Here is a 25,659-nt window from a genome sequence, read left to right as displayed (position 1 = left end):
GATCGACCGTGGCGGTGGCGTGTTCTCACGGCTGGTGCGACAGCCGCCGCGCAAGGTCCTTCGGCCGGATCGGTTCCGCACCCAGCCGCAGCTGCTCGCGGACGATGTGTGGTTCGGCCCGGGCGAGCCGCAGGCCACGTCGTACGAGCACCAGCGGCGGCTTGCGTCGCTCTGACAGGTCCCGTGCCAGGCGGCGCGCGAAGGTCACCCACCGGTTGTGATGCACGCAGTAGGCGCCGGCGAGCAGCCCGCGGGCACGCAACGGCCCGATGATGTATGGCGCGAAGATCCCCTCCGCGATCACGATGTCCGCCCCGTCGAGGCGCATTTCCTGGCTGCCGGTCGCTGCGGACGTCGAGATGTCATAGACCGGCGCAACGAGTTCGCCTGTGCGGCACAGCAATTCGAGCGCATCGACGGCGTCGTCGCACCGCCAGGACTGCACGTCGTCCCAGTCAGCGATGCCCAGAGAGGACATCGGCAACGTCGGGTCACCGGCGTCCTTGTAGTAGTCGTCCAACCGGACGATCGGCCAGCCGTGTTCGCGGGAGAGCTGCGCGGCCCAGCGGGACTTGCCGGAGCCGCTGGGGCCACCGAGCACGAGGACGCGGGCCGGGTTCTGCGGGGCGCTCACATTCCCTTGGGGTGCCAGACGGTCTTGGTCTCCAGGAACGCCGTCATCCGCGACAGGTCCGGTGCCTCCAGCCAATCCGGCTCGACAGCGTCCGCGCCGGCGCCTGCCGGACGCACGACGCGTTTGACCGTGTCGGCCGCGGACGCCTCGAGCTCACCCCAGGCGAGCTCGGTCGCACCGGCCAGGTCGATCGCGTTGACGTCGGCGTGCGAGGCGAGCCACGGTGCCAGCTCAGCGGTGCGGCCCGTCACGATGTTGACCACACCACCCGGGACGTCGGAGGTCGCCAGCACCTCGCCGAGCGAGATCGCCGGCAGCGGGCGCTCCTCACTCGCGACGACGACCACGGTGTTGCCCGAGACGATGGCCGGCGCGATCACCGACACCAGCCCCAGCAGCGAACTTGCTTGCGGCGCAAGGATGCCCACGACACCGGTCGGCTCCGGAGCGGAGATGTCGAAGTACGGCCCGGCCACCGGATTGAGGTTGCCCAGCACCTGCGGCAGCTTGTCGGGCCACCCGGCATACCAGACCCATCGGTCAATGGCGGCGTCGACGATCTTGGTCGCCTGCGGCTTGGTCACGCCCTCGCTCGCGGAGACCTCCGCGATGAACTGCTCACGGCGGCCCTCGAGGATCTCGCCGACGCGGTAGAGCACCTGACCGCGGTTGTATGCCGTGGCGGCCGACCAGCCCTTCACGGCGCCCCGCGCGGCGACCACGGCGTCGCGGATGTCCTTGCGCGAACCGTGTGCGGCGTTGGCGAGGAACTTGGGCGAGCGGCCGGACGAGACGACCTCGTAGGACCTGCCGGACTCCGAGCGGGGGAACTTCCCGCCGATGTAGAGCTTGTAGGTCTTGCGCACCTCGAGGCGTGCCATCAGTGCGTTCCTTCCGTGTCCAGATAGGCGGCGAGTCCCTGCCGGCCGCCCTCACGGCCGTAGCCGCTCTCCTTGTAGCCACCGAACGGTGACGTCGGGTCGAAGCGATTGAACGTGTTGGCCCAGACCACACCGGCGCGCAGCCGGTCGGCGATCGCCAGGATGCGCGAGCCCTTGTCCGTCCAGATGCCGGCCGACAGCCCGTAGGGCGTGTTGTTGGCCTTCGCGACCGCCTCGTCGGGTGTCCGGAAGGTCAGCACTGACAGCACCGGGCCGAAGATCTCTTCCTGCGCGATGCGGTGCGCCTGCGAGACACCGGTGAAAACCGTTGGTGGGAACCAGTATCCGCGTTCCGGCAGCGTGCACTCCGGGCTCCAGCGCTGCGCGCCCTCGGCCTCACCGGCATTCACGAGCTCGACGATGCGCGCCAGCTGTGCGGCCGAGTTGATGGCGCCCACGTCGGTGTTCTTGTCCATCGGGTCGCCGACACGCAGCGTCTGCAACCGACGCTGCAAGCGGTGTATGACGTCCTCCGCGATCGACTCCTGCACCAGCAACCGGCTGCCGGCACAGCAGACGTGCCCCTGGTTGAAGAAGATGCCGTTGACGATGCCCTCGACGGCCTGGTCGATGGGAGCGTCGTCGAAGACGATGTTGGCGGCCTTGCCGCCGAGCTCGAGGGAGAGCCGCTTGCGGGTGCCCGCGATGGTCCGTGCGATCGACTTGCCGACGCCGGTCGATCCGGTGAAGGCGATCTTGTCGACGTCGGGATGCTCGATCAGGGCCTGCCCGGTGGCGCCGGCGCCGGTGATGATGTTGACGACGCCGGGGGGCAGCTCCGCCTGCCGGCATACATCGGCGAAGAGCAGCGCGGTCAGCGGCGTGGTCTCGGCCGGCTTGAGCACCACGGTGTTGCCGGTCGCCAGAGCGGGCGCGATCTTCCAGGCCAGCATGAGCAGCGGGAAGTTCCAGGGGATGACCTGGCCGACGACGCCCAGCGGCCGCGGATCCGACCCCAGGCCCGCGTAATCCAGCTTGTCGGCCCAGCCCGCGTGATAGAAGAAATGCGCTGCCGCGGTCGGCACGTCGACGTCGCGCGACTCCTTGATCGGCTTGCCGTTGTCGAGCGTCTCGAGCACCGCGAACTCACGGGCTCGCTCGGCCATGATCCGGGCGATCCGGAAGAGGTACTTGCCGCGCTCGGCACCGGACAGCCGGCTCCAGGTGCGGTCGTAGGCACGCCGGGCGGCGCGCACGGCCTTGTCGACATCGGCGGCGCCCGCCTCCGCGACGTCGGCGAGCTTCTCCTCGGTGGCGGGGTTGACCGTCTTGAAGGAGGTGCCGTCCACCGGGTCGACGAACTCGCCACCGATGAACAGGCCGTATGACGAGGCGATGTCGACGACGGAACGCGACTCCGGTGCGGGTGCGTACTCGAATTTCGGTGTCATCTCTAAGCTTTCGGAACAGGCGGGTTGAGTAGCGGAGGAGCGAAGCGGGGGAGCCGTATCGAAACCTCAGTCGATCGTGACGTAGTCGGCGCCGGAGTAGGCCCCGGTGCGCAGCTTCTGGCGTTGCAGCAGGAGGTCGGTCAGCAGGCTCGAAGCGCCGAAGCGGAACCACTCCGGCGACAGCCAATCGTCACCGGCGATCTCACTGACCATGACGAGGTAACGCAGTGCGTCCTTGCTGGTGCGGATACCGCCGGCGGGCTTGACCCCGACGATCTCGCCGGTCAGCTCACGCCAGTCGCGCACCGCTTCGAGCATCAGCAGCGTCACCGGCATCGTCGCCGCCGGCTGGACCTTGCCGGTGGACGTCTTGATGAAGTCGGCGCCGGCGAGCATGGCCAGCCACGAGGCGCGACGGACGTTGTCGTATGTCGCGAGCTCGCCGGTCTCCAGGATGACCTTCAGGTGCGCATCGGGTGCATCGCCGGGGCGGGCGCACGCCTCCTTGACCGCCGCGATCTGGTCGAAGACCAGGCGGTAGTCGCCGGCGAGGAACGCGCCGCGGTCGATCACCATGTCGATCTCGTCGGCGCCGGCCCGGACCGCGTCCTTGGTGTCGGCGAGCTTCACCGCGAGGCTCGCGCGGCCGGACGGGAAGGCCGTCGCGACGGCCGCTACGTGGATGCCGCTGTCGCCGAGCGCCTCCTTGGCGATGCCGACCATGTCGCCATACACACAGACAGCGGCGACCTGCGGGGTGTCGAGGTCGGAGGGGTCGGGCAGTTGCGCCTTCGCGCACAGGCTGCGGACCTTGCCGGGGGTGTCCGCCCCCTCGAGAGTGGTCAGGTCGATCATGCCGATCGCGGTGTCGATCGCCCACGCCTTGCTGGTGGTTTTGATCGATCGGGTGGCCAGCGCAGCGGCCCGGGCCTCGATGCCGACCTGGTCCACTCCGGGCAGCCCGTGCAGCCAGGTGCGCAGGGCTTTGGTGGTCAAGGAGGCGACGCCGAGCATGTCCCGGGCCCGCGACGTTGCAGATGAGGGGCTCACTGGTGCAGCGTACCTTTCATGCCCCTGAATCTTCCCCCGCGCGGCAACTCCGCGTCCGGTCCCAGCCGCACCTTTCGGCAACCCGCCATGCTGGTGCCCGGGGCCGTCCTCGCCGTCGCATGTGTGGCCTTCATCGTGCTGATCCTGCTCGGCTCCGGACACCTGGCCAACCTGCTGTGGCCGCTGGCGGGACTGCTCGTGGTGTGGGTGCTCTTCCTGCGTCCGTGCGTCCGGATGACGCAGGCCGGTGTGCTGTTGCAGAACATCGTGCGGGACGTGCGCTGCGGTTGGCCGTCGATCGATCTGATCGAACAGCGTTGGAACCTGCGAGTTTACGACGCAGCCGGCAAGAGCTTCGGATCCTGGGCGATCACCGCCCAGCGGCCCCGCCGGACCAACCGGCGCAGCGGCATGGATGCCGTGCTGGGTCGTGGCCGGATCGAGCCGGAGAACCCCGCGGACGTCATGGAGGCGCGACCCGGCTCTGCAGCCGGGGTCGCCGAGCAGATTCGTGCCGGGCAGCTCGACTACGCCAACGCGGTCCAGCGGGACCCATCGGTGCGGGCGAAGGAGGAGTTCGTCGTCGTGCCGGCGTGGCCGGCGATCATCGCCCTCGCGCTCGCCGTGATCTTCGTCGTGGTGGCCGTCCTCAGCTGACTGGTCAGTCGGCGGCGGTGAGCCGCTCGAAGTCGGTGCGTACGTCGGCCAGCTTGCGGGCGGCCACAGCCGGGTCGGCGTCGACCGTCTCCAGGTAGATCTTCAGCTTCGGCTCGGTGCCGCTCGGCCGGACGATCACCCGGGTGTCGTCGGCCAGGAAGTAGCGCAAGCCTTCGGTGGGCGGCAGCCCGCCCGCGCCCCGCGCGAGATCGTCGATCTTCGAAACCTTCTGTCCGGCAACGCTTTCCGGAGGCTGCGCGCGAAGACGGGCCATGATCCGGTCGATGATCGCGAGGTCGGCGACGCGCACCGCGAAGCTGTCGGTCGCATGCGTTCCGTGTATGGCGGCAAGGTCGGCCAGCACCCCGTCGAGCGACGTCCCCTCGGCCTTGCACTGGGCAGCGAACTCCGCGATCAGGAGCGCCGCACTGATGCCGTCCTTGTCACGGACTGCGGCCGGGTCGACGCAATAACCGAGCGCCTCCTCGTAGCCGAACGCGAGGGACGGGACCCGGCTGATCCACTTGAACCCGGTCAGCGTCTCCGCATGGGGCACGCCCGCCTTCTTCGCCATGGCCGCCAACAGGCGCGACGAGACGATCGAGTTGGCGAAGACCGTGTTCGGTGCCACACCGCGTTGCAGCAGGTAGGCGCCGAGCAGCGCACCGACCTCGTCACCGCGCAGCATCGCCCAACCGTCGGCGCGGGGCACGGCGACGGCGCACCGGTCGGCGTCCGGGTCGTTCGCGATCACCAGATCGGCGCCGGTCTCGGCGGCGAGGGCCAGTGCGTGGTCGATCGCACCCGGCTCCTCCGGGTTCGGGAAGGCGACGGTCGGGAACGCCGGGTCGGGCTCGGCCTGGTCCGCGACCGAGGAGGGTGCCGGGAAGCCGGCACGGTCGAAAGCCGCTCGGAACACTGCGGATCCGACGCCGTGCAGTGCCGTGTGCACGATCTTCAGGTCCCGCGGGCCGTCCGGGCGGACGACCTTCGTCACCGACTCCAGGTAGTCGTCGACCACCTCGTCGGACAGCGTCTGCCAGCCGTCCTCGGCCAGCGGCACATCGGCAGCGCGGGGGAACCGGCTGATCGCGTCGGCTATCTCGGCGTCCGCGGGCGCCACGATCTGGCTGCCGTCGCCGAGGTAGACCTTGTAGCCGTTGTCCTGTGGCGGGTTGTGACTGGCCGTGACCATGACGCCGGCGTCGGCGCCGAGGCGTCGGATCAGGAACGCCAGCACCGGTGTCGGCAACGGATGCGGCAGGACCATCGCCCGGCCGCCCACACCGAGGAAGACCGCCGCGGTGTCGCGCGCGAAGACGTCGGAGTTGTGCCGGGCGTCATACCCGATCACCACGGTGACGTCGCGCTTGCCGAGCTTCTCCTGCAGGTATGCCGCCAAGCCCGCCGCCGCTCGGATGACGACCACGCGGTTCATTCGCGCCGGCCCGGCGCCCAGTGCGCCGCGCAGCCCGGCGGTGCCGAACTCGAGGAGTCCGGAGAAACGGTCCTGCAGGTCCTCGAGCGCAGCCGCATCGCCGGATTCGGCTGCGGCGACGACGGATTCGAGCTCCTTGCGGGTCTGCTGGTCGGGGTCGTCCGCGATCCAGTCGCGCGCCGTTGCGACGAGTTCCCTCATGCCTGCCGCCCCTCGCTCGCGATCCGACCCACGACCTCGGCCAGCAGCTTGCCGCAACGCTCGGCCGCGGCCTGCCCCGCGTCGAGGACCTCCTGGTGCGACAGCGGCTGATCGCTGATCCCGGCCGCGAGGTTGGTCACAAGGCTGACGCCGAGGACGTCCAGGCCGGCCTGGCGTGCGGCGATCGCTTCGAGTGCGGTCGACATACCGACCAGATCGGCGCCGAGGATGCCGGCCATCTTCACCTCGGCCGGCGTTTCGTACTGCGGTCCGCGGAACTGCGCGTAGACGCCCTCGTCCAGAGACGGATCGACCGAGTGCGCGATGTCGCGCAGCCGCGGCGTGTAGAGATCGGTCACGTCGATGAAGTTCGCGCCCTCGATGGGGGAGTGGGCGGTGAGGTTGATCTGGTCGCGGATCAGCACCGGCGTGCCCGGACCCCACGAGCGGTTGAGCCCGCCGCAGCCGTTGGTGAGCACGATCGTGTGACAGCCCGCGGCGGCCGCGGTACGGACCCCGTGCACCACCGACCGCACGCCCTTGCCCTCGTAGAAATGTGTTCGGGTGCCGAAGACCAGCGCGCGAGCACCGGTGTCGCCGATGGCGATCGAGCGCATCGCGCTGGAGTGGCCCGCGACCGCGGCCGCGGCGAACCCGGGCACGTCGGCGTTGTCGACGGTCGCGAGGGTGTCGCCGATCCGGTCGGCGGCCTGGCCCCAGCCGGAGCCGAGCACCAGGGCGATGTCGTGCCGTGGTGCGCCGGTGCGTTCGGCGATGGTGGAGGCCGCCGCCTTGGCGATCTCGAAGGGGTCGGTCGCCGGGTCGGTCAGCGGGTTCGAAGCAGTCACGGGCGCCAGCGTATGACGTGCGGGCCGCGCGCACACCGCACACGCGTATTCGGCAACCGGCGGGCGACATGGAAAGATGCCACCTTGTGAATGGACGCCAGAAGAACGTGGTCATCATCGGCGGCGGTCCCGGCGGTTACGAGTCCGCGCTGGTCGCGGCACAGCTCGGCGCCCAGGTCACCGTCATCGAGCAGACGGGCCTCGGTGGGGCCGCCGTGCTCACCGACTGCGTGCCGAGCAAGACGCTCATCGCCACCTCGGACTTCATGTCCCGATTCGCGTCCGCGGGTCGCCTCGGAGTCGGCTTCGAGGGCACCGACGAGGACCAGCACGCACAGGCGCACGCGAAGCAGGTCAACGAGCGCATCCTCGGGCTCGCCGAGGCGCAGAGCCGCGACATCCGCGCACAGCTGGAGAGCGTCGGCGTTCGGATCAAGAACGGCCGCGGGCGCATCGCCGGACCGGGCCGTGTCACCGCCGAACTCACCGGCGGCGGCACCGAGGAACTGATCGCTGACGTCATCCTGCTGGCCGTCGGCTGCACGCCACGTGTCATGGACACCGCCATACCCGACGGCGAGCGGATCCTGACGTGGCAGCAGATCTACGACCTCACCGAGCTGCCCGAGAAGCTGATCGTCGTGGGGTCCGGTGTCACCGGTGCCGAACTCGCGCACGCCTACCTGGGGCTCGGCTGCGACGTGACACTCGTGTCGTCCCGTGACCGGGTGCTGCCGGGTGAGGACGCCGACGCCGCCACCGTGATCGAGAACGTCTTCCGACGTCGCGGCATGAAGGTGCTCAACCGCTCCCGTATGGCGGCGGCTCGCCGCGAGGGCGACGAGGTGGTCGTCACGCTGGAGGACGGCCGCGAGGTGCGCGGGTCGCACGTGCTGCTGGCCGTCGGTTCGGTCCCGCTGACCGACGACATCGGGCTGGACAAGGCGGGCGTCGAGGTCACCAGGTCCGGTCACATCCCCGTTGACCGGGTGTCACGCACCTCGGCGCAGGGCGTGTATGCCGCCGGCGACTGCACTGGCGTGCTGCCGCTGGCATCGGTCGCCGCGATGCAGGGCCGGATCGCCATGGCGCACTCGCTCGGTGACGCGGTCGCACCGCTCAACCTGCGCGGTGTGTGCGCGAACATCTTCACCGACCCGGAGATCGCGACGGTGGGCTACTCGCAGGCCGACGTCGAGGAGGGCCGGATCGAGGCGCGCGTCGTGACGTTGCCGCTGTCGACGAACCCGCGGGCCAAGATGCGCAACATCACCGACGGATTCGTGAAGCTCTTCGTCCGCCCGGGCAGCACCACCATCATCGGCGGCGTCGTCGTCGCACCGCAGGCGTCGGAGCTCATCTACCCGATCGGTCTCGCCGTCCAGAACCGCCTCACCGTCGACCAGGTCGCCAGCACGTTCTCGGTCTACCCGTCGATGACCGGTTCGATCGCCGAGGCCGCCCGCCGGCTGCACGAAGCGGAGATCTGAAACCCCCAGGCTCGGTGTCGCGCGCCGCGTGCACAAGTGACAACGGTTGCTGGTTAGGGTCGGGTTCCGCCGGGATTCGCGTGCACAAGTGACAACGGTTGCTGGTTAGCGCCGGGTCTCACCGTTCTCGGTGTGGTTGTCGTCGTTCGGCTCCCGGGGAGCGTACGGATCGACCTGGTGCGGCAGCAGGCCCTCCTTCTCCCAGCGGCGGTAGCGCTGCTCGCGCAGCTTCGGCCGAAGGGTGCGCAGCCCGACGATCACGCCGATGACGACGATGGTCAGGATGACGAATTTCACGAGCCCGGTCACAGGACACCAATCTACGGGGCCGTCCGGGTACGACGAAGCGGCGCCGCCTCGTAAGGGGTGAACGAGGGGGCGCCGCTCGGCGTGTGCTTCCGCGCGACCGTGCGCGCGGTCTTCATCAGTGGCTGAAGGCCAACTGCGTGTAGTAGCGGGTGAAGGGCTCGTGGCGAGCGATGCGCTGCTTGCGGTTACGGGCGAAGAAGCCGGTCAGCTCCACGGCGGCGAAGCCGACAAGGAGCGCGAGCGCGATCGCGGTGATGATCACGAAGCCGATGAAGAAGGCGTTGATGTTGATCATGGTTACTCCTGTAGGTCATTCACTACGTTTGTAGTAACTAAGACACTACAGCTGTAGAGAGTAGGTGCCAAATCCGGATGACGTGGCCTTCGTCACGCCACGGCGCCGACCGTGAGAAGGTGAAGCGTGACCGCCAGGAGACGTGCTGCGAGACGCCGGGCCGGCAGCGGCCCCGAGGGGACCGTCGCCCGTCAGGAGTTGCTGCTGCGCAGCGCGATCACCGTCGTCGGCCGGACCGGGATGCGCGGCCTGACCCATCGTGCAGTCGATCGGGAGGCGGGTATGCCGGAAGGCACCTGCTCGGTCTATTACCGCACCCGGCTCGCGCTGCTCACGGCGCTCGCGAGTTTCGTTGCTGCCGAGCTGCACGCCGACGTGCGGGCGCTCGGTGAGTCGTTGCCGGAGGTCACGGGAGATGACGGCGTCGAGCGGGCGATCGACGCGACCACCGAGATGCTGCTGCGCTGGTCGGAGCACCCCGAGCTGGTCATCACCATCTCCGAGCTCGCACTGGAGGCAGCGCGCACACCGTCGCTCAGTGAGCCAATCATCGCCTGGCGGCTCAATCTCACCGAGGTCGTCGAGGACATCGTGTGCCGCGCCGAGCACCCCGAACCCCACCTGCGCGCGGAAGCCATCGTGGCGAGCCTGGACGGCGTCGTGCTCGGTGGCCTCCTGGCCACGTCACGCGCCGACCGGCCGGCATACCTGCGCTCGATGGTGAGTCTGGTGCTGCGGGCGCTTGTCGACGCCCCGATCGAGGCTTGAGCGCCGGTCAGTCGGCGAGCTGCACCAGCACCGCACCGGCCGGGACCATCTCGCCGACGGCGGAGCTGATCGCGGACACCGTGCCCGCGCGGTGCGCGGTGATCGGCTGCTCCATCTTCATCGCCTCGAGCACGACGACCGTGTCGCCCGCCTCGACCCGATCTCCTTCGGAGACAACGATTTTGACGATCGTGCCCTGCATCGGTGCGGCCACGGCATCGCCGGAGGCGGCTGCCGCGCCGGAGTGCGCGCGAGACCGTTTCGGCGCACGTCGCCGGGACGCCGGTGCGGCGCCGCCACCACCGCCGAGCTGCAGGTCGCCCGGCAGCGTGAGCTGGTGCCGGCGACCATCGATCTCGACCACGAAGCTCTGCCGGGCCGGCGCGTCGTCGCCGGTGCCCGTGGTGCCGTCATACGGCTCGATGGTGTTGTCGAACTCCGTCTCGATCCACCGGGTGTGTATGGCGAAAGGCGTCTCGTCGTCGGTCGCGAAGGCCGGGTCCGCGACGACCGCTCGGTGGAAGGGGAGCACAGTCGGCATACCCTCGACGACCATCTCGGCCAGGGCCCGCCGCGAGCGCTCCAGCGCCTCCTTGCGGGTGCGGCCGGTGACGATGAGCTTGGCGAGCATCGAGTCGAAGGCGCCGCCGATGACGTCGCCGGACACGACGCCGGAGTCGACGCGCACGCCCGGACCACTGGGCGCCTTGAACACCTCGACGGTGCCCGGCGCAGGCAGGAAGCCGCGGCCGGCGTCCTCGCCGTTGATCCGGAACTCGATGGAGTGAGCGTGCGGGGTCGGGTCGGCATACCCGAGCTCCTCGCCGGCCGCGATGCGGAACTGCTCGCGCACCAGGTCGATGCCGGTGACCTCCTCGGAGACCGGGTGCTCGACCTGCAGGCGTGTGTTGACCTCCAGGAAGCTGATCACACCGTCCTGGCCCACCAGGAACTCGCAGGTGCCGGCGCCGACATAACCGGCAGCCGACAGGATCGCCTTGGAGGCTCGGACGAGTTCCGCGTGCTGCTCCTCCGACAGGTATGGCGCTGGCGCTTCCTCGACCAGCTTCTGGTTGCGGCGCTGCAACGAGCAGTCGCGGGTGGAGACAACCACGACATTGCCGAAACTGTCTGCGAGACACTGGGTTTCGACGTGTCGCGGCTTGTCCAGGAAGCGCTCGACGAAGCACTCGCCGCGACCGAACGCGGTGACGGCCTCGCGGACGGCGGAGTCGAACAGCTCGGGGATCTCCTCGATGGTGCGCGCGACCTTCAGACCGCGCCCGCCTCCGCCATACGCAGCCTTGATCGCCACCGGGAGGCCGTGCTCGCGCGCGAACGCCACGACCTCGTCGGCGCCGCCGACCGGGTCGGTGGTGCCGGGCACCAACGGTGCGCCGGCGTCGGTCGCGATGTGCCGGGCCTTGACCTTGTCGCCGAGGCTGTCGATCGCGGCCGGCGGCGGGCCGATCCAGGTCAGCCCGGCATCGAGCACCGCCTGCGCGAATTCGGCGTTCTCGGAAAGGAATCCGTAGCCGGGGTGCACGGCGTCCGCACCGCAGCGTCGCGCGATGTCGAGCAGCTTGTCACCCATGAGGTAGGAGTCGCCGGGCGTCGAACCGTCCAGCGAATAGGCCTCGTCCGCGACGCGCACGTGCAGGGCATCCCGGTCCGGCTCGGCATACACGGCCACCGACGTGAGTCCCGCGTCGGCGCACGCGCGGGCGACTCGGACGGCGATCTCACCACGATTGGCGATCAGGACCTTGTGCAGTTCCGGCATGCGGCCGACCCTAGCGGCGGGTGACGCGCGTCACGTGTTCGGGTGCTGAGACGCCGGCCGGTGCTCGGCATACGACGAGCGCCCGCGGTGTTGTCGCCGCCATGAGCGATCAGGACAAGACCCCCGTGCCGACCGTCGCCCTCCGCGGACATGGCGGTGACGTGCCCATCCCGCAGCTCGGCTACGGCGTGTGGCAGGTGCCCGATGACGAGGTCGGGCCCGCCGTGACCGCGGCGCTGGACACCGGCTACCGGCACATCGACACGGCGAAGATCTACGGCAACGAGGCCGGCGTCGGCGCGGCCCTCGGGCAGTCGGAACTCGCCGCCGACGACGTCTTCCTGACCACCAAGGTCTGGAACAAGGACCAGGGGTATGACGAGACCCTGCGCGCGTTCGACGACTCGGAGAAGCGGCTGGGTCGGCCCGTCGACCTCTATCTCGTGCACTGGCCGGTGCCGGCCCAGGATACGTACGTCGACACGTTCCGCGCCCTGCTCAAGCTGCGCGACGACGGCCGGATCCGCGCCGCAGGTGTCTGCAACTTCGAGATCGAGCATCTGCAGCGGGTCAAGGACGAGCTCGGCGAGTTCCCGGCGATCAACCAGATCGAGCTGCACCCCTACCTGCAGCAGGAGAAGCTGCGCACGTTCCATGCCGCGAACGGCATCGTCACCGAGGCATGGAGCCCGCTGGCGTCGGGCGGCGACGTCCTCACCGACCCGGTGATCGGGCATATCGCGCAGCGGCTCGGGAAGACGCCGGCCCAGGTGATCCTGCGCTGGCACCTGCAGATCGGCAATGTGGTCATTCCGAAGTCGGTCACGCCGTCGCGCATCGCCGAGAACTTCGACCTCTTCGGTTTCGAGCTGACCGAGGACGACCTCGCCGCGATCGTGCCGCTGGACCGCAACCACCGCACCGGCCCGGACCCGAAGAAGTTCGGCTGAGGGGATCCATCTGGCATCCTGCTGACTCGTGGGAGAGGTGTTCGCGGGGCGCTACGAGCTGATCGACATCATCGGCGAGGGCGGGATGGGGTCGGTCTGGCAGGTCCATGACCGCAAGCAGGACCGCACGCTCGCCGCGAAGGTGCTGCGGCAGTCGGATGCGGGTGCCCTGCTGCGCTTCATGCGCGAGCAGAGCACCCGCATCCACCACCCCAATGTCGTCACCCCGATCGGGTGGGCCGGCGAGGACGACCGGGTGCTGTTCACCATGCCGCTGGTCGACGGCGGGGCGGTCAGCGACCTGGTGCGCGACCATCGCACCCTGCCGCCCCGGTATGTCGCCGAGCTCCTGCGCCAGCTGCTGCGTGCCCTGGACGCCGTGCACGACGCGGGCGTCATACATCGGGACGTGAAGCCGGCCAACCTGTTGCTCGCCGCAACGGGCGCGGGCCGACCACACCTGATGCTCACCGACTTCGGCATCGCGGTCCCCACCGATTCACCGCGTATGACGACCACCTCCGTGGTGCTCGGCACGCGCGGCTACCTCGCGCCCGAGCAACTGGCCGGAGCCGACCCCGCTCCCGGTTTCGACCTGTATGCCGCGGGCATCGTCGCCTTCCAGCTCCTCACCGCTCATCGGCCCGACGAGATCCGGCGCAGCCGCGACCAGGTGCCGCCGCGACCGGACGGCATACCCGACCTGCTGTGGCGGGTGGTCACCGACCTGGCGGATCCGGATCCACACGGCCGTCCGCCGTCCGCGGGGGCCGCCGCGGATGCCATGGAGACGCCCGACCTGGCCTGGGTCGAGCAGCGCGAGATCGTGGTCCCGGCACGCATTGCGTCGACGCCGGTGCCCGACGCCGTGACGCATCGACCGCACCGGCACGCGCACGACGTCACCCGCACCCAGCGCGCGCCGGAGGCGGCCCCGCACCGGCCGGCTCCACAGCCACGCTCGTCGACCGGCCGGAAGGTCGGCCTGGTGCTGGTGCCGGTCGTCGCCACTGCGGCGCTGCTCGGCATCTGGCTGCCGAGCACGTCGGACAAGGGCAATCTGACGCCGGGGGAGGCCGCCGTCGGCGGAACGTGCCAGTGGCAGGACGCCGGAACCTTCGAGAACAACGCGAGCGGCTCCGAGACCCTGCAGTGCGTTTCGGACGGCGACACCTACACGTGGCAGAAGCCGTAGCCGGCGCGGTTGACTGCAGCCAGGGCGTCAGCCGCCGAAATGCAGGAGCCACTCCTCGGAAAGGCGTGGCCGCGGCATCCCCACGGTGGCCATGCCGTTCATGATCCGGTGCAGGAACTGTCCGGGGTTGCTGCAGGACGTTCGTCTTGACCCCCACCACGAACTTCCAGCCGAGTTGTTCGATCTCCTCCCGACGGGCCAGATCCTTGGAGCGCTGGGACGCGGTGTTGTGGTGCTCGCCGTCATACTCCACGGCGAGCCGGTATGCCGGATAGGCGAGATCGAGGCGGTAGATCACCCGTCCCGTGCGGTCGGTGATCGGGTGCTGCACGACCGGGTCGGGCAGGCCGGCGAGTTTCATGAGCAGTCGAGTTCTGGTTTCGTATGGCGACTCGGCACCGCGCACGGTCAGCGCCGCGGCACGGCGTGCTTTGCGGACGTTTCGCCCGTGCGCCGTGGTGGCGAAGGCGCGCAGTTCCTCGATCGCCGCCGGCGACCGCTGCGCCACCGAATCGCTGAAGACCACCAGGTCCACCAGCGGCCACCGCACGGCGAGGTCGACGAACGTCTGCCCGAGGGGTGTCACCGGGAACCCGTGCCGGAAGACCGTCTCCACCTCGTCGCCGTAACGATGGACGACCAGGCCCGGCACGCGGATCCGTCGATCGTCCCGAATCCCGACGTGCAGAGCGTCCGTCGTCGGGAGGATTCCGCCATACAGTTCCCCGCTGCTGTCATGGCTGAGGAACGAACCGGGCCCGGCCAGCGCCAAGGCTGCGCGGCGTAGGTCGTCACGCGTCGCCGGGCGTCTCGCGTGGAGCCATTGCCCGCGCAGTAGCCGCCGGTAGGAGCGGCGCAGGTCGCTGTCGGTGAGTCCGGCGGCCAGCGCGCTGGCGCGACTGATCGGGAAACCTGGATCCGCTGCCATCGGCAGAGCGTGCCACCAAGGCGGACCGACGTGACGAGCGTTGTCCACAGCCGGCGTCCGGGTTGGTGCCGAGTGGTCATCTACTGCAGGGTATTTCGCGTCAACTCTGCGGTAGGTGACCACTCGGCGCGCCGTGCACCGAGCGCGCGACCGCACGGCCGCTGCCGCGTCAGGCGCGGCGGCGGAGCAACAGCGCGACGACCCCGGCGGCGAGTGCGATGACGAGCGCCGAACCCGCGACGCGCAGGACCGTGGCGGATCCGGACCCGGAGTCGTTGTGGCCGCCCCGGCTCAGCTCGGTCGCCGGTGGAGCGGCGACCGCCTTTCCGTCGGTGCCGACGTAGCTCGGGCCCGGCGTGGGGGAGCCGGTCACCGCGAGGTTGAGCCGGGCGGGCAGCTTGGTGGTCGAGACCTTCGCCCCGGCGTCGGACGCGCCCAGCTGCACCACGAGGTAGTACCAGCCCGCGACCGTTGTCCACTGGGCGCTGTTGGTCCCGACGTCGCCCGTGTCGCCGTAGCCGAGCGTTCGGTTCGCGGCGTTGACCGGAGCCGTGTAGGTGCCCGCCGTCTCCTCCGTCGCCGAGTCCTTGGAGAGCAGCTGTGACCCGCTGCCGCCACCGACCGGCGCCCACTGCGGGCTGAAGGCTGTGATGTTCAGCTCGAGCGATTCGGCCGGTGCGAAATTGCTGCCGTTGCGCGGCGCGTCGACCGAGGCGGCGAGACGCTGGCCCCAGCCGACCCGGACCCGGGCGACGGCGAGCTGGCCGGGAACAAGGTCGACCCGGTAGCTGCCGGGTGTCAGGCTGGTCGGCGCGAAGAGTTGGTCGCTGAGTGCACGGGACGCGCCGTTGGACTTGCTGGGAGCCTTGATCTCGTCCTGCTCGCTCTTCGGCGACGGTGATCCGAGGTGCTCGATCCTCGGTTCGACGGTGACGGCGAGCTGCAACGGTCCGCCGGACGTGGTGGAGGATGAGGACGAGGACGACGAGGAGTCGTCGGCCTTGATCTGGAGGATCAGGTCGGTGGCGGACTTGCAGTCGTCCGACTGGTAGGACTGCCGTTCGTCCTGCGCCCCGTCGACATACACGAAGGTGTAGCCGGTCTCGCTGTTGCTCAGGCTGACGCTGCTGCTGGAGCAGGTGGTGTTGCCGTCGGAGGTGGTGATCTTCGCGTCCACCGAGCCGAAGATCGCCACCGTCACCGCGCCGCCCCGCGGTCGCGTGATGGCTGCGTAGCGCTCCGTGTCGCCGGTCGGTGCGGTCGTCCCGTAAACGCCCGGATGCAGCTTCGGTGCGTCACCGCGTGCGGTGCTGAACCGCACCTCGGACGGTGCGCCGGCCGGGTCGGTGGCGGCATACGCGGGCGCACTTGCGCCCAGGAGTATGGCGGCGCCCAGGGCGGCAGCGGTCACTCGAAAGCGCATGGTGCCAGTCAGTATGCCGAAGCGGGTCCGGCCGGCTTTCAGGTAGGCATCGCGTCGGCGACGAAGGCGCGCAGCTGGTCCAGGTTGCGGCATTCGTGCATCGGCACTGCGGCGCTGTAGCTGTGGACGGCCGAATCTCCTTGTCCCCACAGCGATCTCGGCTCCGGGTTGAGCCAGGCGATGTGCCGCGCACGGTCCCGGATCCGCTCGAGGTCCGCGACATTGGGATCGCCGAAGTTGTTGCGGGCGTCGCCGAGGACCAGCACCGTGGAACGTTTCGTGATGGCGTCGAGATGGCCGCGCGCGAACGTGCGCAGCGCCCAGCCGTAGCTGGAGTTGGTGCCCCGGCCGATCAGCTCCGGAGTGCTCAGGGCCCAACTGGTCAGCGACGTGCCGGGCGGCAGCTCGTGCACGACGTCGGTGATCTCGGCGGTGCTACTGACGAAGCCGAAGACCCTGACCCGTCGGAAGTGCTGGTGCAGCGCCTGCATCAGCAACATGGTGAAGGTCGAGAACCCGCCGACGGAGCCGGACAGGTCGGCCAGCAGCACCAGGTCGGGGCGGTGCGGTGCGCGATGCCGGTATGCCGGTTTGATCGGCACACCGCCGGTGGACATGGACGCGCGCAGCGTGCGCCGTACGTCGATGCTGCCGCGGCCGGCGCGCTCGCGGGCCGTCATCCGGGCTGCGAGCTTGCGCGCCAATGGATCGATCTCGCGGCGCAGCTCCGCGAGCTGTCGCTCGCCGGAGCTGACGAAGTCGCGCTGCCGGAGTGTGGCCGGCACGGCCAGTTGAGCCAGCCGGTCGCGGTCGCGCAGCTCGGCGTTGCGCCTGCGGGTCTCGGTGCCGACCCGGCCGCGGAAGTCCTCGACCCGGCGGCGCAGCTCGTCGCGGTCGATCCGGTCGGTCAGCTGCTCCGGTCGGATCGGCGGGCGGTCCCATGGGTTGACCGCCCAGGAGGTGTCGGTGGCGGCGGAGGCCGCGGGCGCCATACCGGAGCCGGGTCCTTGGGCGTTGCCCTCGCCGCCGGATCCCTCCTGGGTCGCGCGCAGTTGCTGGTGCGCGGCGGAGATCGCGCGCTGCGGCGCGACGGACTCCAGGGTGCGGGCAGAGCTCCAGCCGCGATCGGGTTCGGTCTCATCGACGGCGCCCAGCAGTTCGACGGCGGCAGCGGCCAGCCGGTCCAGCTCCGCGTCGTCGCCGGCGGCCAGCGCGCGGGCGAGTTGCTCGCGCAGCTCGGTCTCGTCGGCGGGAGTGCCGGCGGTGGTCCGGGATCCGGTCGCGGCCGGGAAGTAGATGTCGAAGAGCTGGTCGAAGGTCGCGCGGTCCTCGTGTCGGCGGACCATCGCCGCAGCCATTCCGGCGCGCAGCCGCGCGCGGTCGTCGAAGCCGAGCGCCGTGGCGACCCGCGCGGCGTCGGTCACCTCACTCGGGCCGACGCGTATGCCGTGCCCGCGCATCGCGGCGCCCAGCCGGATGAATCTGCTTGCGACCGGGGCGGATTGAGCGTCAGCCGGCGAGATCACGATCGAGTTCGAGCTTCCGATGGGCGAGCTCGATGTCGCTGTTGTGCTTCAGGATCACGCCGAGACTGCGGCGCACGGTGGCCGGGTCCAGCTCGGTCGCGCCAAGGCTGAGCAGGGTGCCCGCCCAGTCGACCGTCTCGGCGACGGATGGCGCCTTGCGCAGCTCCAGCGCTCGCAGCGCACCGACGACCCGCACCACGGAGGCGGCGAGTGCGTCGGGCAGCTCGGGCACGTGCGACTGGACGATGCGCTGCTCGAGCTCGGCCGAGGGGTAGTCGATGTGCAGGAAGAGGCAACGGCGGCGCAGTGCCTCCGACAGCTCGCGGGTCGCGTTGGACGTGAGCACCACCAGCGGATGGTGCTGGGCGCGCAGCGTGCCGAGCTCGGGGATGGTCACCTGGAACTCCGAAAGAAGCTCCAGCAGCAGGCCTTCCATCTCCTCGTCGGCCTTGTCGACCTCATCGATCAACAGCACGACGGGCTGCTCGCTGCGTACGGCGGTCAGCAGCGGGCGGGGGAGCAGGAACTCCTCGCCGAAGATGTCGGTGCGTAGCTCGTCCCAGTCGGCTCCTTGCTCGGCAGTGATGCGCAGCAGTTGCTTGGCGTGGTTCCACTCGTAGAGCGCGCGTGCCTCGTCGACGCCCTCGTAGCACTGCAGCCGGACCAGCCGCCGGTCGAGCGCCTGCGACATGGCGGCCGCCAGGGCCGTCTTGCCGACGCCCGCCGGGCCCTCCACCAGGATCGGGCGGCCGAGCGCTGCGGCCAGGTAGACGGTGGTCGAGATCTCTTCGGACGCAAGGTAACCCGCACCCTGCAGGGCGCGGGACACCTCGTCGACGTCGCCGAAGGGGGCGGGGACCGAGCTGTTACTCACAGGTAACACGGTAGTCGAGCACTGACCGGGTCACGCGCGGCGCAGCGCGCGCAGGTCGGACCGGCAACGTGCCTCGACCTGGCGCAGGTCGCGCAGCGTCTGCTCGATGTCGGCACGCCGCTGCTCGAGGTCGGCCCGGCGGGCGGCGATCTGCTCCAACAGGTAGGCGAGCTGGCCGGCCTCGCCCGGCGTCTCGTCATACATGTCGATGATCGTGCGAATCTCGTCCAACGGGAAGCCGATTCGTTTACCGCGCAGGATGAGCGCGAGACGCGTTCGATCGCGGCGGTGGAAGATCCGGACGGTCCCGCGCCGCTCGGGGGAGATGAGCCCGAGCTCCTCGTAATGACGGATGGTCCGATGCGTCACGGCGAACTCGTCGGCGAGGTCGGCGATCGTCCACGTCGGGCCGTCTTCCGGGGTTGTCATACCCGGCAGCATGCTTTACGTTGACGTTAACGTCAAGCATTGTGGCCTTGGCGAACCCGACGAGAAGGACTGGCAGCGGATGTTCGAGTTGAGCCAGGAGCACGAGGAGTTCCGGCAGCTGGTGCGTGACTTCGCCGAGAAGGAGGTCGCTCCGCACGTCGCGCAGTGGGACGTGGACCACCACTTCCCGACCGAGCTCGTGCCGAAGATGGGCGAGCTCGGACTCTTCGGACTCGTCGTGCCCGAGGAGTATGGCGGCGCCAGTCTCGACGAGGGCGGCTTCACCTACCTGTGCCTGGCGATCGAGGAACTCGGCCGGGTCGACCAGTCGATCGGCATCACCCTGTCGGCCGGTATGGGCCTCGGCATCAACCCGATCCTCACCTATGGCTCCGACGAGCAGAAGCAGCGCTTCCTGCCGGACCTGGTCGCCGGGCGCGCGCTGGCCGGTTTCGGGCTGACCGAGCCGGACGCCGGCTCGGACGCGGGCGCCACCCGCACCAAGGCGACGCTCGCCGACGGTCAGTGGACCATCAACGGGGCCAAGGCGTTCATCACCAACTCCGGCACCGACATCACCTCGGTCGTGACCGTGACCGCACGCACCGGCACCGATGACAAGGGCCGGCCCGAGATCAGCGCGATCATGGTGCCGGCCGGCACGCAGGGCTTCACGGCCGAGCCGGCATACAACAAGCTCGGCTGGAACATCTCCGACACCCACGGGCTCACGTTCACCAGTTGCGTGGTGCCCGAGGGCAACCTGCTGGGGGAGCGCGGCCAGGGCTACCGGCAGTTCCTCAAGACCCTCGACGACGGGCGCATCGCGATCTCCGCACTGGCCGTCGGCCTGTCGCAGGCGTGCCTGGAGGCTGCGACCGAATACGCAAAGACCCGAACGGCTTTCGGCAAGCCGATCGCCGTCAACCAGGGTGTGTCGTTCCAGCTGTCCGACCTGGCCGTGATGGTCGAGGCGTCGCGGCTGCTGACCTACAAGGCCGCCTGGCTGAAGGACGAGCTGGAGGCCGGGCGCCGGTCGGTCGCCGAGGTCAAGCAGGCCGCGTCGATCGCCAAGCTGTACTCGACCGAGTCGGCGGTCACCGCGACCCGCATCGCCACGCAGATCTTCGGTGGCAACGGCTTCATGGAGGAGTACCCCGTGGCGCGGTTCTACCGGGACGCGAAGATCCTGGAGATCGGCGAAGGGACTTCCGAGGTTCAGCGGATGCTCATCGCCCGCGGCCTAGGCTTGCCGGCATGACGAACGATCAGGGTCTCGATACGGGCTCGCCCAGCGGCTCGCCCTACTCGACCCGCGAGGGTGGCGACCCGCGCGTCGCCGACGTCCGGGAGCGACTGGTCGCGGCACACGAGGCGACCCAGACCCTCTCGGACAAGGCCCGCGCGAAGCTGGACTCACAGAACAAGCTGTATGTGCGCGACCGCATCGCGCTGCTCTTCGACGAGGGGTCGTTCATCGAGGACGGTCGCTACGCCAACGCGTCGGCGGGCAACCTGCCGGCCGACGGCGTCGTCACCGGCCGCGGCACGGTCGACGGTCGCCCGGCGATCGTGGTGGCCAACGACCCGACGGTGAAGGCGGGCTCCTGGGGCGCTCGCACCGTCGAAAAGATCGTCCGCGCAACCGAATCCGCGTTGCGCGAGGAGCTGCCGATCTTCTGGTTCGTGGACTCCGCCGGTGCGCGCATCACCGATCAGGTGCAGCTGTTCCCGGGCCGCCGGGGCGCGGGCCGCATCTTCCACAACCAGGTCGCGCTGTCCGGCCGGGTGCCGCAGATCTGCTGCCTCTTCGGGCCGTCCGCAGCCGGTGGCGCCTACATCCCGAGCTTCACCGACGTGATCATCATGGTCGAGGGCAACGCCTCCATGTACCTCGGCAGCCCGCGTATGGCGGAAATGGTTGTCGGAGAGAAGGTTTCGCTCGAGGAGATGGGCGGTGCGCGGATGCACTGCACCGTCTCCGGTGTGGGCGACCTGCTCGCCGAGGACGACACCGAGGCCATCGAGCTGGCCAAGCTGTTCTTCTCCTACCTGCCCTCCACGTGGCGGGACGAGCCCCCGACATACATCGCGGAGGAGCCGGAGGTCGCGCTCACCGACACGACGGTGCCGGAGATCGAGAGCCAGCCCTTCGACATACACGAGGTGATCGACGGCCTGGTCGACGACGACTCGTTCTTCGAGATCAAGCCGCTCTTCGCACCCGAGCTCGTCGTCGGCTTCGGCCGAATGGACGGCAGGACAGTCGGATTCGTCGCCAACAACTCCGCAGCCAAGGGTGGCGTCCTCTTCACCGACAGCGCGGACAAGGCCACCCGCTTCATCTGGATGTGCGACGCCTACTCGATCCCGCTGATCTACCTGGCCGACGTGCCGGGCTTCATGATCGGCTCCGAGGTCGAGCGCGGCGGCATCATCCGGCACGGCGCCAAGATGGTGTCGGCCGTGTCCGAGGCGACCGTGCCGCAGTTCTGCGTCGTGGTCCGCAAGGCGTACGGCGCCGGCCTCTACGCCATGTGCGGTCCCGGCTTCGGCCCGGACGCGACCATCGCGCTGCCGACCGCGCGCATCGCCGTGATGGGCCCCGAGGCCGCGGTCAATGCGGTGTATGCCGGCAAGATCGAAGCCATCGAGGACGACGTCGAGCGGGCCGAGTTCGTGCAGGCGCGGCGCGACGAATACCTCGAGGACGTCGACCTGGAGCGGCTCGCGTCCGACCTGGTCATCGACACCGTCGTCGAGGCGTCGGACCTGCGCGCCGACCTGCTGCACCGGCTGGCGTATGCCGCCCGCCGCGACCGCAACTTCACCGAGCGCCGCCGCGCCATACCGCCGGTTTAACGTCACCCCACGAAGTTCTCCCCCGCTGCGCTCCTCCGATACTTCGCGGGGGCCCCGACTGCCTGGTCCGCTTTTTTCGGCAGGGCCAGATACCGTTAGGGGGTGTCAGCACACGCGGCGGTGGATCGGGCGCAGCGGAAGTTCCCGCCGCTGGGTTATCCCATTGCGGTCTTCTACAAGTTCCTCGACGACATGGGCAACTACCTCGGGGCCCTGCTGGCGTTCTATGCGTTCGTCTCGCTCTTCCCGCTGCTGATCCTCGGATCGACGATCCTCGGTGTCGTCCTGGACGGCGATCCGGGGTTGCAGCAGGAGCTGATCAAGTCGGCGCTCAACGAGTTGCCGATCGTCAGTGACCAGATCGCCTCCCCGAACGCGCTGTCCGGCAGCTGGGTTTCGATCACGGTGAGCACGCTCGTCGCGCTCTACGGTGCGCTGGGCAGCGCGCAGGCGTTCCAGTACATCGCGAACAGCGTCTGGCAGGTGCCGCGCAACTCGCGCCCGAACCCGTTCGCCGCCCGCGGCAAGTCGATCGGGCTGATCGGGCTGCTCGGCACCGCGCTGCTCGGCACGATCGGTCTCACCTCGGTCGTGCCGCGGCTGGTGCACCTGGAGGGCCTGGCATCGCTGGGGGTCAAGCTCGGCACGCTCGCCATCGATGTGCTCGCGTTCATGGTCGCCTACCACGTCGCGACCAGCCGGTCGCTGCGCTGGCGCGACATCTGGCCCGGCGCGGTCTTCGCCTCGATCATGTGGCAGGTGCTGCAGCGCTTCGGCGGCATCTACGTCGAGCACGTGGTGCAGCGCAACAAGTCGATGGACGGCACGCTGGCGGTCGTGCTCGGCCTGATGCTCTTCCTCTTCGTGGCCGGCATCATCATCGTGCTCAGCATGGAGATCAACGCGGTCTGGACGCTGCGCCTGTGGCCGCGGGCGCTGCTGACGCCGTTCACCGACAACGTCCAGCTCACCGACGCGGACGTGCGCGCCTACAGCGGCCTGGCACGCGCCACCCGGCTCAAGGGGTTCCAGCAGATCGACGTCGGCTTCGACAAGCCACCCGAGCCGGAGCCCCAGCTCGGACCGGACGACGGCTCCGGCCACGAGGAGGTGCCGCTGCCGCTCGACTTCGGCGACGGCACGAAGCCGGGCGAGGACCGCGATGAGCCGCCCTCGCCCGCTGCCACGGCGCCGGCGACCGAGCCGATGCCCACCAAGACATCGGCGGACGCGCAGGACGCGCACCGGCTGCCCAGCTCACGCGCGGGCACCGGCCCGAAACATGACGAGCGCACCATCCCCCTCGTCCGGCACCACTCGGAGGCCGACGATAAGGACGAGGAGGACGAGGACGACCAGGAGGACACCGCGCCGGTGATCCGCGGACCCTGGTCGGCCGAGCGTTAGCGGCCGTCAGGTCAGGTGGTCGAAGTCCCCGCGGACCCAGGCGGCGTGTCGTTGTGCGGACTGTTGGACCGCGGCAGCCGCGTCGGTCGGCACCGCGAGTCCGAAGTTGTTCCAGATCTCTTCGAAGGCAAGGGGTTTCACCCGGTCCGCGATGCGCAGCACGACGTTGCCGGACAGCGGGATCCGATTGGGGTAGGAGCGCATGAAGCTCACCGACCGGCGGTCCGGGTTGGACATGATCGTGTCCCCGCTGAGCAGGGTGCCGCGACCGTCGGCGCCGTGCTCCCAGTGCGCGACCGCGCTGCCGGGGAAGTGGCCGCCGATCCGGTGCAGGGTGAGGCCACCGGTCAGCCGCAACTCGTCGTCCCACTCGGTGATCGCCGCTCCGCGGCGGCCGAGCCAATCGATGTCCGCGGCGTTCACGTAGACCGGTGCGTCGTCGAAGGCCGCTGACCACTCGAGCTGGACGCCGAACATGTGCGGGTGGCTGGCGGCGATCCAGCGGATGCCGCCGCGTTCGGCGACGGCCGCGATCGCGTCGTCGTCGATGTAGCCGGGCGGGTCCCACAGCAGGTTGCCCTCCGGCGTCTGGACCAACAGGGCGGTCTGCCCGATGCCGACGTCGGTGCGCAGCCCGGTGAGGTTCGGCCGCAGGTCGAGGACCTCGACGTGGTGGCCGGCCGCCGCGAGTTGCTTCACGCTGGTCCAGGCCTGCCCGTCCTTCGGCAGGTACTGCCGCTCGTCGGCACAGATGGGGCAGTCGCGGCCGGCCGCAGTGTCGTCATACTCCACCGCGCAGGTGGCACAAGTGATCATGTGTCCATCCTGGGACCTCAAGCGCACTTCAGGTCAACCGGTTTGTTCCGCCACGACGCTGGTTTCGCGGGTGCCGAAGTGAATCCCCTTCTGCTCCTTGCCGATCAGCGTGAAGAGGATGACGGCGATGAAGACGGGCACGATCGTCACCGACAGTGCGAACGGATAGCCGTGCGACGACGCGAGGGCCTCCTGGATGGGCAGGTTGAACGCCGCCAGGCAGTTGCCGAGCTGGTAGGTCACGCCGGGGTAGAAGCCCCGGATCTCGTCCGGCGACAGCTCCGTCAGGTGCGCCGGTATGACGCCCCACGCACCCTGCACCATCACCTGCATCAGGAACGATCCGAGGATGATCATCCCCAGTGAGGTGGAGTAGGCGAAGAGCGGCACGATCGGCAGTCCGAGCACCGCGCACAGCACGATCAGCGTCTTGCGACCGTAACGCTCGGAGAGCGCTCCGGCGATCGCACCGCCGACGATGGCGCCGAGGTTGTAGACGACCGCGATCCAGGTGGCCGTCGACTTCGCGAATCCGAGCCCACCGTCGACCGTCTCCTTCAGGAAGGTCGGATAGACGTCCTGGGTGCCGTGGCTCATCCAGTTGAACGCCGTCATCAGCAGCACCAGGAAGATGAACCGCTTCCAGATGGTCGGGTTCTTGACGATGTCGCCCACGCTGGTGGTCGTCGACTTGAAGCGCTCGCGACTCTCCCGCCATACCTCCGACTCCTCGACCCTCGCGCGGATGATCAGCGAGATGAGCGCGGGCACGATCGAGAGCGCGAACATCCACCTCCAGTTCAGGCCCCACCAGGTGTTGACGACGAGGAAGGCCAGCGACGCCATCAGGTAGCCCATCGAGTAGCCGCCCTGCAGGATCCCGGAGAAGAACCCGCGGCGATGGGTCGGGATCTTCTCCATCGCCAGCGCCGCCCCCAGGCCCCACTCGCCGCCCATGCCGATGCCATAGAGCATGCGCAGGACCATCAGCACCCAGAAATTCGGGGCGAACGCGCACAGGAAACCGACCACCGAGTAGAACGACACGTCGACCATCAACGGGATGCGCCGGCCGGCCCGGTCCGCCCACAGGCCGAAGATGAAGGCTCCGACCGGGCGCATGATCAGCGTCATCGTGGTGATGAGCGACATCTCGGTGAGCGACTTGCCGAAGTCCTTGGCGATCTGGGCGTAGATGAGCACGACCAGGAAGTAGTCGAAGGCGTCCATGGCCCAGCCGAGATAGGCCGCGGCGAAGGAGTTGCGTTGATCCGCGGTCAGCTTGGCCGGTGGGGAGATGGTCGACATACGGCTCCTTCATCACACGAAATCCATAGCGTTGCGAAGAACGACGGTAGACCCGCCGAACGGCCCGTCGGGCGTTGCGAACTCACCGATTTCGGTCCTGACCAAACCCTTACCTTCCGCTGGCCCAACCACCTGT

At 69.3% G+C, this 25,659-nt stretch carries 24 protein-coding genes; 9 read left to right on the top strand and 15 right to left on the bottom strand.

What is annotated here, in order from left to right; translation table 11 throughout:
• Positions 1-25: 25 nt before the first annotated feature.
• From VG502_RS13920 to deoC, 4 genes are all read right to left on the bottom strand, one after another.
• Entirely contained in the window at positions 26-634 is a 609-nt protein-coding gene (locus VG502_RS13920; protein ID WP_325550661.1) for a uridine kinase family protein, read from the bottom strand.
• Positions 631-1,515: an aldehyde dehydrogenase family protein gene (locus tag VG502_RS13915; RefSeq protein WP_325550660.1), complete on the bottom strand. Its 885-nt coding sequence runs from the start codon at positions 1,513-1,515 to the stop codon at positions 631-633. Before VG502_RS13915 ends, VG502_RS13920 begins: the two co-directional genes overlap by 4 nt.
• On the bottom strand, positions 1,515-2,966 hold the full coding sequence (locus VG502_RS13910; protein ID WP_325550659.1) for an aldehyde dehydrogenase family protein: 1,452 nt from the start codon (positions 2,964-2,966) through the stop codon (positions 1,515-1,517). The genes VG502_RS13915 and VG502_RS13910 overlap by 1 nt, the downstream gene beginning before the upstream one ends.
• A 66-nt stretch (positions 2,967-3,032) precedes the next feature.
• A complete protein-coding gene (deoC, locus tag VG502_RS13905; RefSeq protein WP_325550733.1) occupies positions 3,033-3,980 on the bottom strand; it encodes a deoxyribose-phosphate aldolase in 948 nt (315 codons plus the stop codon).
• A 54-nt stretch (positions 3,981-4,034) separates the two neighbouring features.
• Here deoC and VG502_RS13900 point away from each other — a divergent pair, with 54 nt between their 5' ends.
• Positions 4,035-4,673 (top strand): hypothetical protein, encoded by a 639-nt coding sequence (locus VG502_RS13900; protein WP_325550658.1) that lies wholly within the window; start codon positions 4,035-4,037, stop codon positions 4,671-4,673.
• A 4-nt stretch (positions 4,674-4,677) separates the two neighbouring features.
• Here VG502_RS13900 and VG502_RS13895 read toward each other — a convergent pair whose 3' ends face one another.
• Both VG502_RS13895 and VG502_RS13890 read right to left on the bottom strand, forming a co-directional pair.
• A complete protein-coding gene (locus VG502_RS13895; RefSeq protein ID WP_325550657.1) occupies positions 4,678-6,312 on the bottom strand; it encodes a phospho-sugar mutase in 1,635 nt (544 codons plus the stop codon).
• Positions 6,309-7,160: a purine-nucleoside phosphorylase gene (locus VG502_RS13890; RefSeq protein ID WP_414655744.1), complete on the bottom strand. Its 852-nt coding sequence runs from the start codon at positions 7,158-7,160 to the stop codon at positions 6,309-6,311. The genes VG502_RS13895 and VG502_RS13890 overlap by 4 nt, the downstream gene beginning before the upstream one ends.
• Positions 7,161-7,228: 68 nt before the next feature.
• On the opposite strand from VG502_RS13890, the gene VG502_RS13885 reads away from it, so the two are divergent.
• The gene (locus tag VG502_RS13885) at positions 7,229-8,650 is read left to right on the top strand and encodes an NAD(P)H-quinone dehydrogenase (protein ID WP_414655743.1); all 1,422 of its coding nucleotides are present in this window, start codon (positions 7,229-7,231) and stop codon (positions 8,648-8,650) included.
• 105 nt (positions 8,651-8,755) lie between these two features.
• On the opposite strand, the gene VG502_RS13880 is transcribed toward VG502_RS13885, so the two are convergent.
• Entirely contained in the window at positions 8,756-8,959 is a 204-nt protein-coding gene (locus VG502_RS13880) for a hypothetical protein (protein WP_325550655.1), read from the bottom strand.
• 115 nt (positions 8,960-9,074) lie between these two features.
• Complete coding sequence (locus VG502_RS13875) at positions 9,075-9,254, bottom strand: hypothetical protein (protein WP_325550654.1); 180 nt, start codon at positions 9,252-9,254, stop codon at positions 9,075-9,077.
• Positions 9,255-9,380: 126 nt separating this feature from the next.
• Here VG502_RS13875 and VG502_RS13870 point away from each other — a divergent pair, with 126 nt between their 5' ends.
• Positions 9,381-10,022: a TetR/AcrR family transcriptional regulator gene (locus VG502_RS13870; RefSeq protein ID WP_325550653.1), complete on the top strand. Its 642-nt coding sequence runs from the start codon at positions 9,381-9,383 to the stop codon at positions 10,020-10,022.
• A gap of 7 nt (positions 10,023-10,029) precedes the next feature.
• On the opposite strand, the gene VG502_RS13865 is transcribed toward VG502_RS13870, so the two are convergent.
• A complete protein-coding gene (locus VG502_RS13865; RefSeq protein WP_325550652.1) occupies positions 10,030-11,805 on the bottom strand; it encodes an acetyl/propionyl/methylcrotonyl-CoA carboxylase subunit alpha in 1,776 nt (591 codons plus the stop codon).
• A gap of 101 nt (positions 11,806-11,906) precedes the next feature.
• On the opposite strand from VG502_RS13865, the gene VG502_RS13860 reads away from it, so the two are divergent.
• From VG502_RS13860 to VG502_RS13850, 3 genes are all read left to right on the top strand, one after another.
• On the top strand, positions 11,907-12,755 hold the full coding sequence (locus tag VG502_RS13860) for an aldo/keto reductase (protein ID WP_325550651.1): 849 nt from the start codon (positions 11,907-11,909) through the stop codon (positions 12,753-12,755).
• A gap of 28 nt (positions 12,756-12,783) precedes the next feature.
• Positions 12,784-13,950: a serine/threonine-protein kinase gene (locus tag VG502_RS13855; RefSeq protein WP_325550650.1), complete on the top strand. Its 1,167-nt coding sequence runs from the start codon at positions 12,784-12,786 to the stop codon at positions 13,948-13,950.
• A gap of 175 nt (positions 13,951-14,125) precedes the next feature.
• Entirely contained in the window at positions 14,126-14,737 is a 612-nt protein-coding gene (locus VG502_RS13850) for a hypothetical protein (protein ID WP_325550649.1), read from the top strand.
• A gap of 310 nt (positions 14,738-15,047) precedes the next feature.
• Here VG502_RS13850 and VG502_RS13845 read toward each other — a convergent pair whose 3' ends face one another.
• From VG502_RS13845 to VG502_RS13830, 4 genes are read right to left on the bottom strand one after another with little or no spacing between them, the layout of a single operon-like run.
• Positions 15,048-16,301, bottom strand: coding sequence for a hypothetical protein (locus tag VG502_RS13845; RefSeq protein ID WP_325550648.1), 1,254 nt, complete (start codon positions 16,299-16,301; stop codon positions 15,048-15,050).
• A gap of 38 nt (positions 16,302-16,339) precedes the next feature.
• Positions 16,340-17,827 carry a VWA domain-containing protein gene (locus tag VG502_RS13840; RefSeq protein ID WP_325550647.1) on the bottom strand — a complete coding sequence of 496 codons (1,488 nt, stop codon included), beginning with the start codon at positions 17,825-17,827 and terminating at the stop codon, positions 16,340-16,342.
• Positions 17,811-18,701 (bottom strand): AAA family ATPase, encoded by an 891-nt coding sequence (locus VG502_RS13835; protein WP_325550646.1) that lies wholly within the window; start codon positions 18,699-18,701, stop codon positions 17,811-17,813. Before VG502_RS13835 ends, VG502_RS13840 begins: the two co-directional genes overlap by 17 nt.
• Positions 18,702-18,731: 30 nt before the next feature.
• Positions 18,732-19,130: a MerR family transcriptional regulator gene (locus VG502_RS13830; protein ID WP_325550645.1), complete on the bottom strand. Its 399-nt coding sequence runs from the start codon at positions 19,128-19,130 to the stop codon at positions 18,732-18,734.
• Between the two features lie 79 nt (positions 19,131-19,209).
• Here VG502_RS13830 and VG502_RS13825 point away from each other — a divergent pair, with 79 nt between their 5' ends.
• The 3 genes from VG502_RS13825 (at position 19,210) to VG502_RS13815 (ending at position 23,399) form a co-directional block, all read left to right on the top strand.
• Positions 19,210-20,391: an acyl-CoA dehydrogenase family protein gene (locus VG502_RS13825; RefSeq protein ID WP_325550731.1), complete on the top strand. Its 1,182-nt coding sequence runs from the start codon at positions 19,210-19,212 to the stop codon at positions 20,389-20,391.
• Positions 20,388-21,992, top strand: a complete 1,605-nt coding sequence (locus tag VG502_RS13820; RefSeq protein WP_325550644.1) for an acyl-CoA carboxylase subunit beta — start codon at positions 20,388-20,390, stop codon at positions 21,990-21,992. The genes VG502_RS13825 and VG502_RS13820 overlap by 4 nt, the downstream gene beginning before the upstream one ends.
• 102 nt (positions 21,993-22,094) lie before the next feature.
• Positions 22,095-23,399 (top strand): YihY/virulence factor BrkB family protein, encoded by a 1,305-nt coding sequence (locus VG502_RS13815; RefSeq protein ID WP_325550643.1) that lies wholly within the window; start codon positions 22,095-22,097, stop codon positions 23,397-23,399.
• A 6-nt stretch (positions 23,400-23,405) separates the two neighbouring features.
• Here the strand turns inward: VG502_RS13815 and VG502_RS13810 are convergent, their stop codons facing one another.
• Positions 23,406-24,215, bottom strand: a complete 810-nt coding sequence (locus VG502_RS13810; protein WP_325550642.1) for an MBL fold metallo-hydrolase — start codon at positions 24,213-24,215, stop codon at positions 23,406-23,408.
• A gap of 33 nt (positions 24,216-24,248) precedes the next feature.
• Positions 24,249-25,523, bottom strand: a complete 1,275-nt coding sequence (locus VG502_RS13805) for an MFS transporter (protein ID WP_325550641.1) — start codon at positions 25,521-25,523, stop codon at positions 24,249-24,251.
• Positions 25,524-25,659 lie beyond the last annotated feature (136 nt).

This window comes from Flexivirga sp. (assembly GCF_035551235.1).
GTDB lineage: Bacteria > Actinomycetota > Actinomycetes > Actinomycetales > Dermatophilaceae > Flexivirga.
The sequence above is the reverse complement of the archived record's forward strand: the minus strand, read 5'-3'. Positions and strand labels throughout refer to the sequence as shown.

Excerpts from the sequence above, each read along its gene's own strand:
- VG502_RS13915 (WP_325550660.1), bottom strand. The coding sequence starts at position 1,515 with ATGGCACGCCTCGAGGTGCGCAAGACCTACAAGCTCTACATCGGCGGG.
- VG502_RS13910 (WP_325550659.1), bottom strand. The coding sequence starts at position 2,966 with ATGACACCGAAATTCGAGTACGCACCCGCACCGGAGTCGCGTTCCGTC.
- deoC (WP_325550733.1), bottom strand. The coding sequence starts at position 3,980 with ATGCTCGGCGTCGCCTCCTTGACCACCAAAGCCCTGCGCACCTGGCTG.
- VG502_RS13900 (WP_325550658.1), top strand. The coding sequence starts at position 4,035 with ATGCCCCTGAATCTTCCCCCGCGCGGCAACTCCGCGTCCGGTCCCAGC.
- VG502_RS13895 (WP_325550657.1), bottom strand. The coding sequence starts at position 6,312 with ATGAGGGAACTCGTCGCAACGGCGCGCGACTGGATCGCGGACGACCCC.
- VG502_RS13885 (WP_414655743.1), top strand. The coding sequence starts at position 7,229 with ATGGAAAGATGCCACCTTGTGAATGGACGCCAGAAGAACGTGGTCATC.
- VG502_RS13875 (WP_325550654.1), bottom strand. The coding sequence starts at position 9,254 with ATGATCAACATCAACGCCTTCTTCATCGGCTTCGTGATCATCACCGCG.
- VG502_RS13865 (WP_325550652.1), bottom strand. The coding sequence starts at position 11,805 with ATGCCGGAACTGCACAAGGTCCTGATCGCCAATCGTGGTGAGATCGCC.
- VG502_RS13860 (WP_325550651.1), top strand. The coding sequence starts at position 11,907 with ATGAGCGATCAGGACAAGACCCCCGTGCCGACCGTCGCCCTCCGCGGA.
- VG502_RS13845 (WP_325550648.1), bottom strand. The coding sequence starts at position 16,301 with ATGCGCTTTCGAGTGACCGCTGCCGCCCTGGGCGCCGCCATACTCCTG.
- VG502_RS13830 (WP_325550645.1), bottom strand. The coding sequence starts at position 19,130 with ATGACAACCCCGGAAGACGGCCCGACGTGGACGATCGCCGACCTCGCC.
- VG502_RS13825 (WP_325550731.1), top strand. The coding sequence starts at position 19,210 with ATGTTCGAGTTGAGCCAGGAGCACGAGGAGTTCCGGCAGCTGGTGCGT.
- VG502_RS13820 (WP_325550644.1), top strand. The coding sequence starts at position 20,388 with ATGACGAACGATCAGGGTCTCGATACGGGCTCGCCCAGCGGCTCGCCC.
- VG502_RS13810 (WP_325550642.1), bottom strand. The coding sequence starts at position 24,215 with ATGATCACTTGTGCCACCTGCGCGGTGGAGTATGACGACACTGCGGCC.
- VG502_RS13805 (WP_325550641.1), bottom strand. The coding sequence starts at position 25,523 with ATGTCGACCATCTCCCCACCGGCCAAGCTGACCGCGGATCAACGCAAC.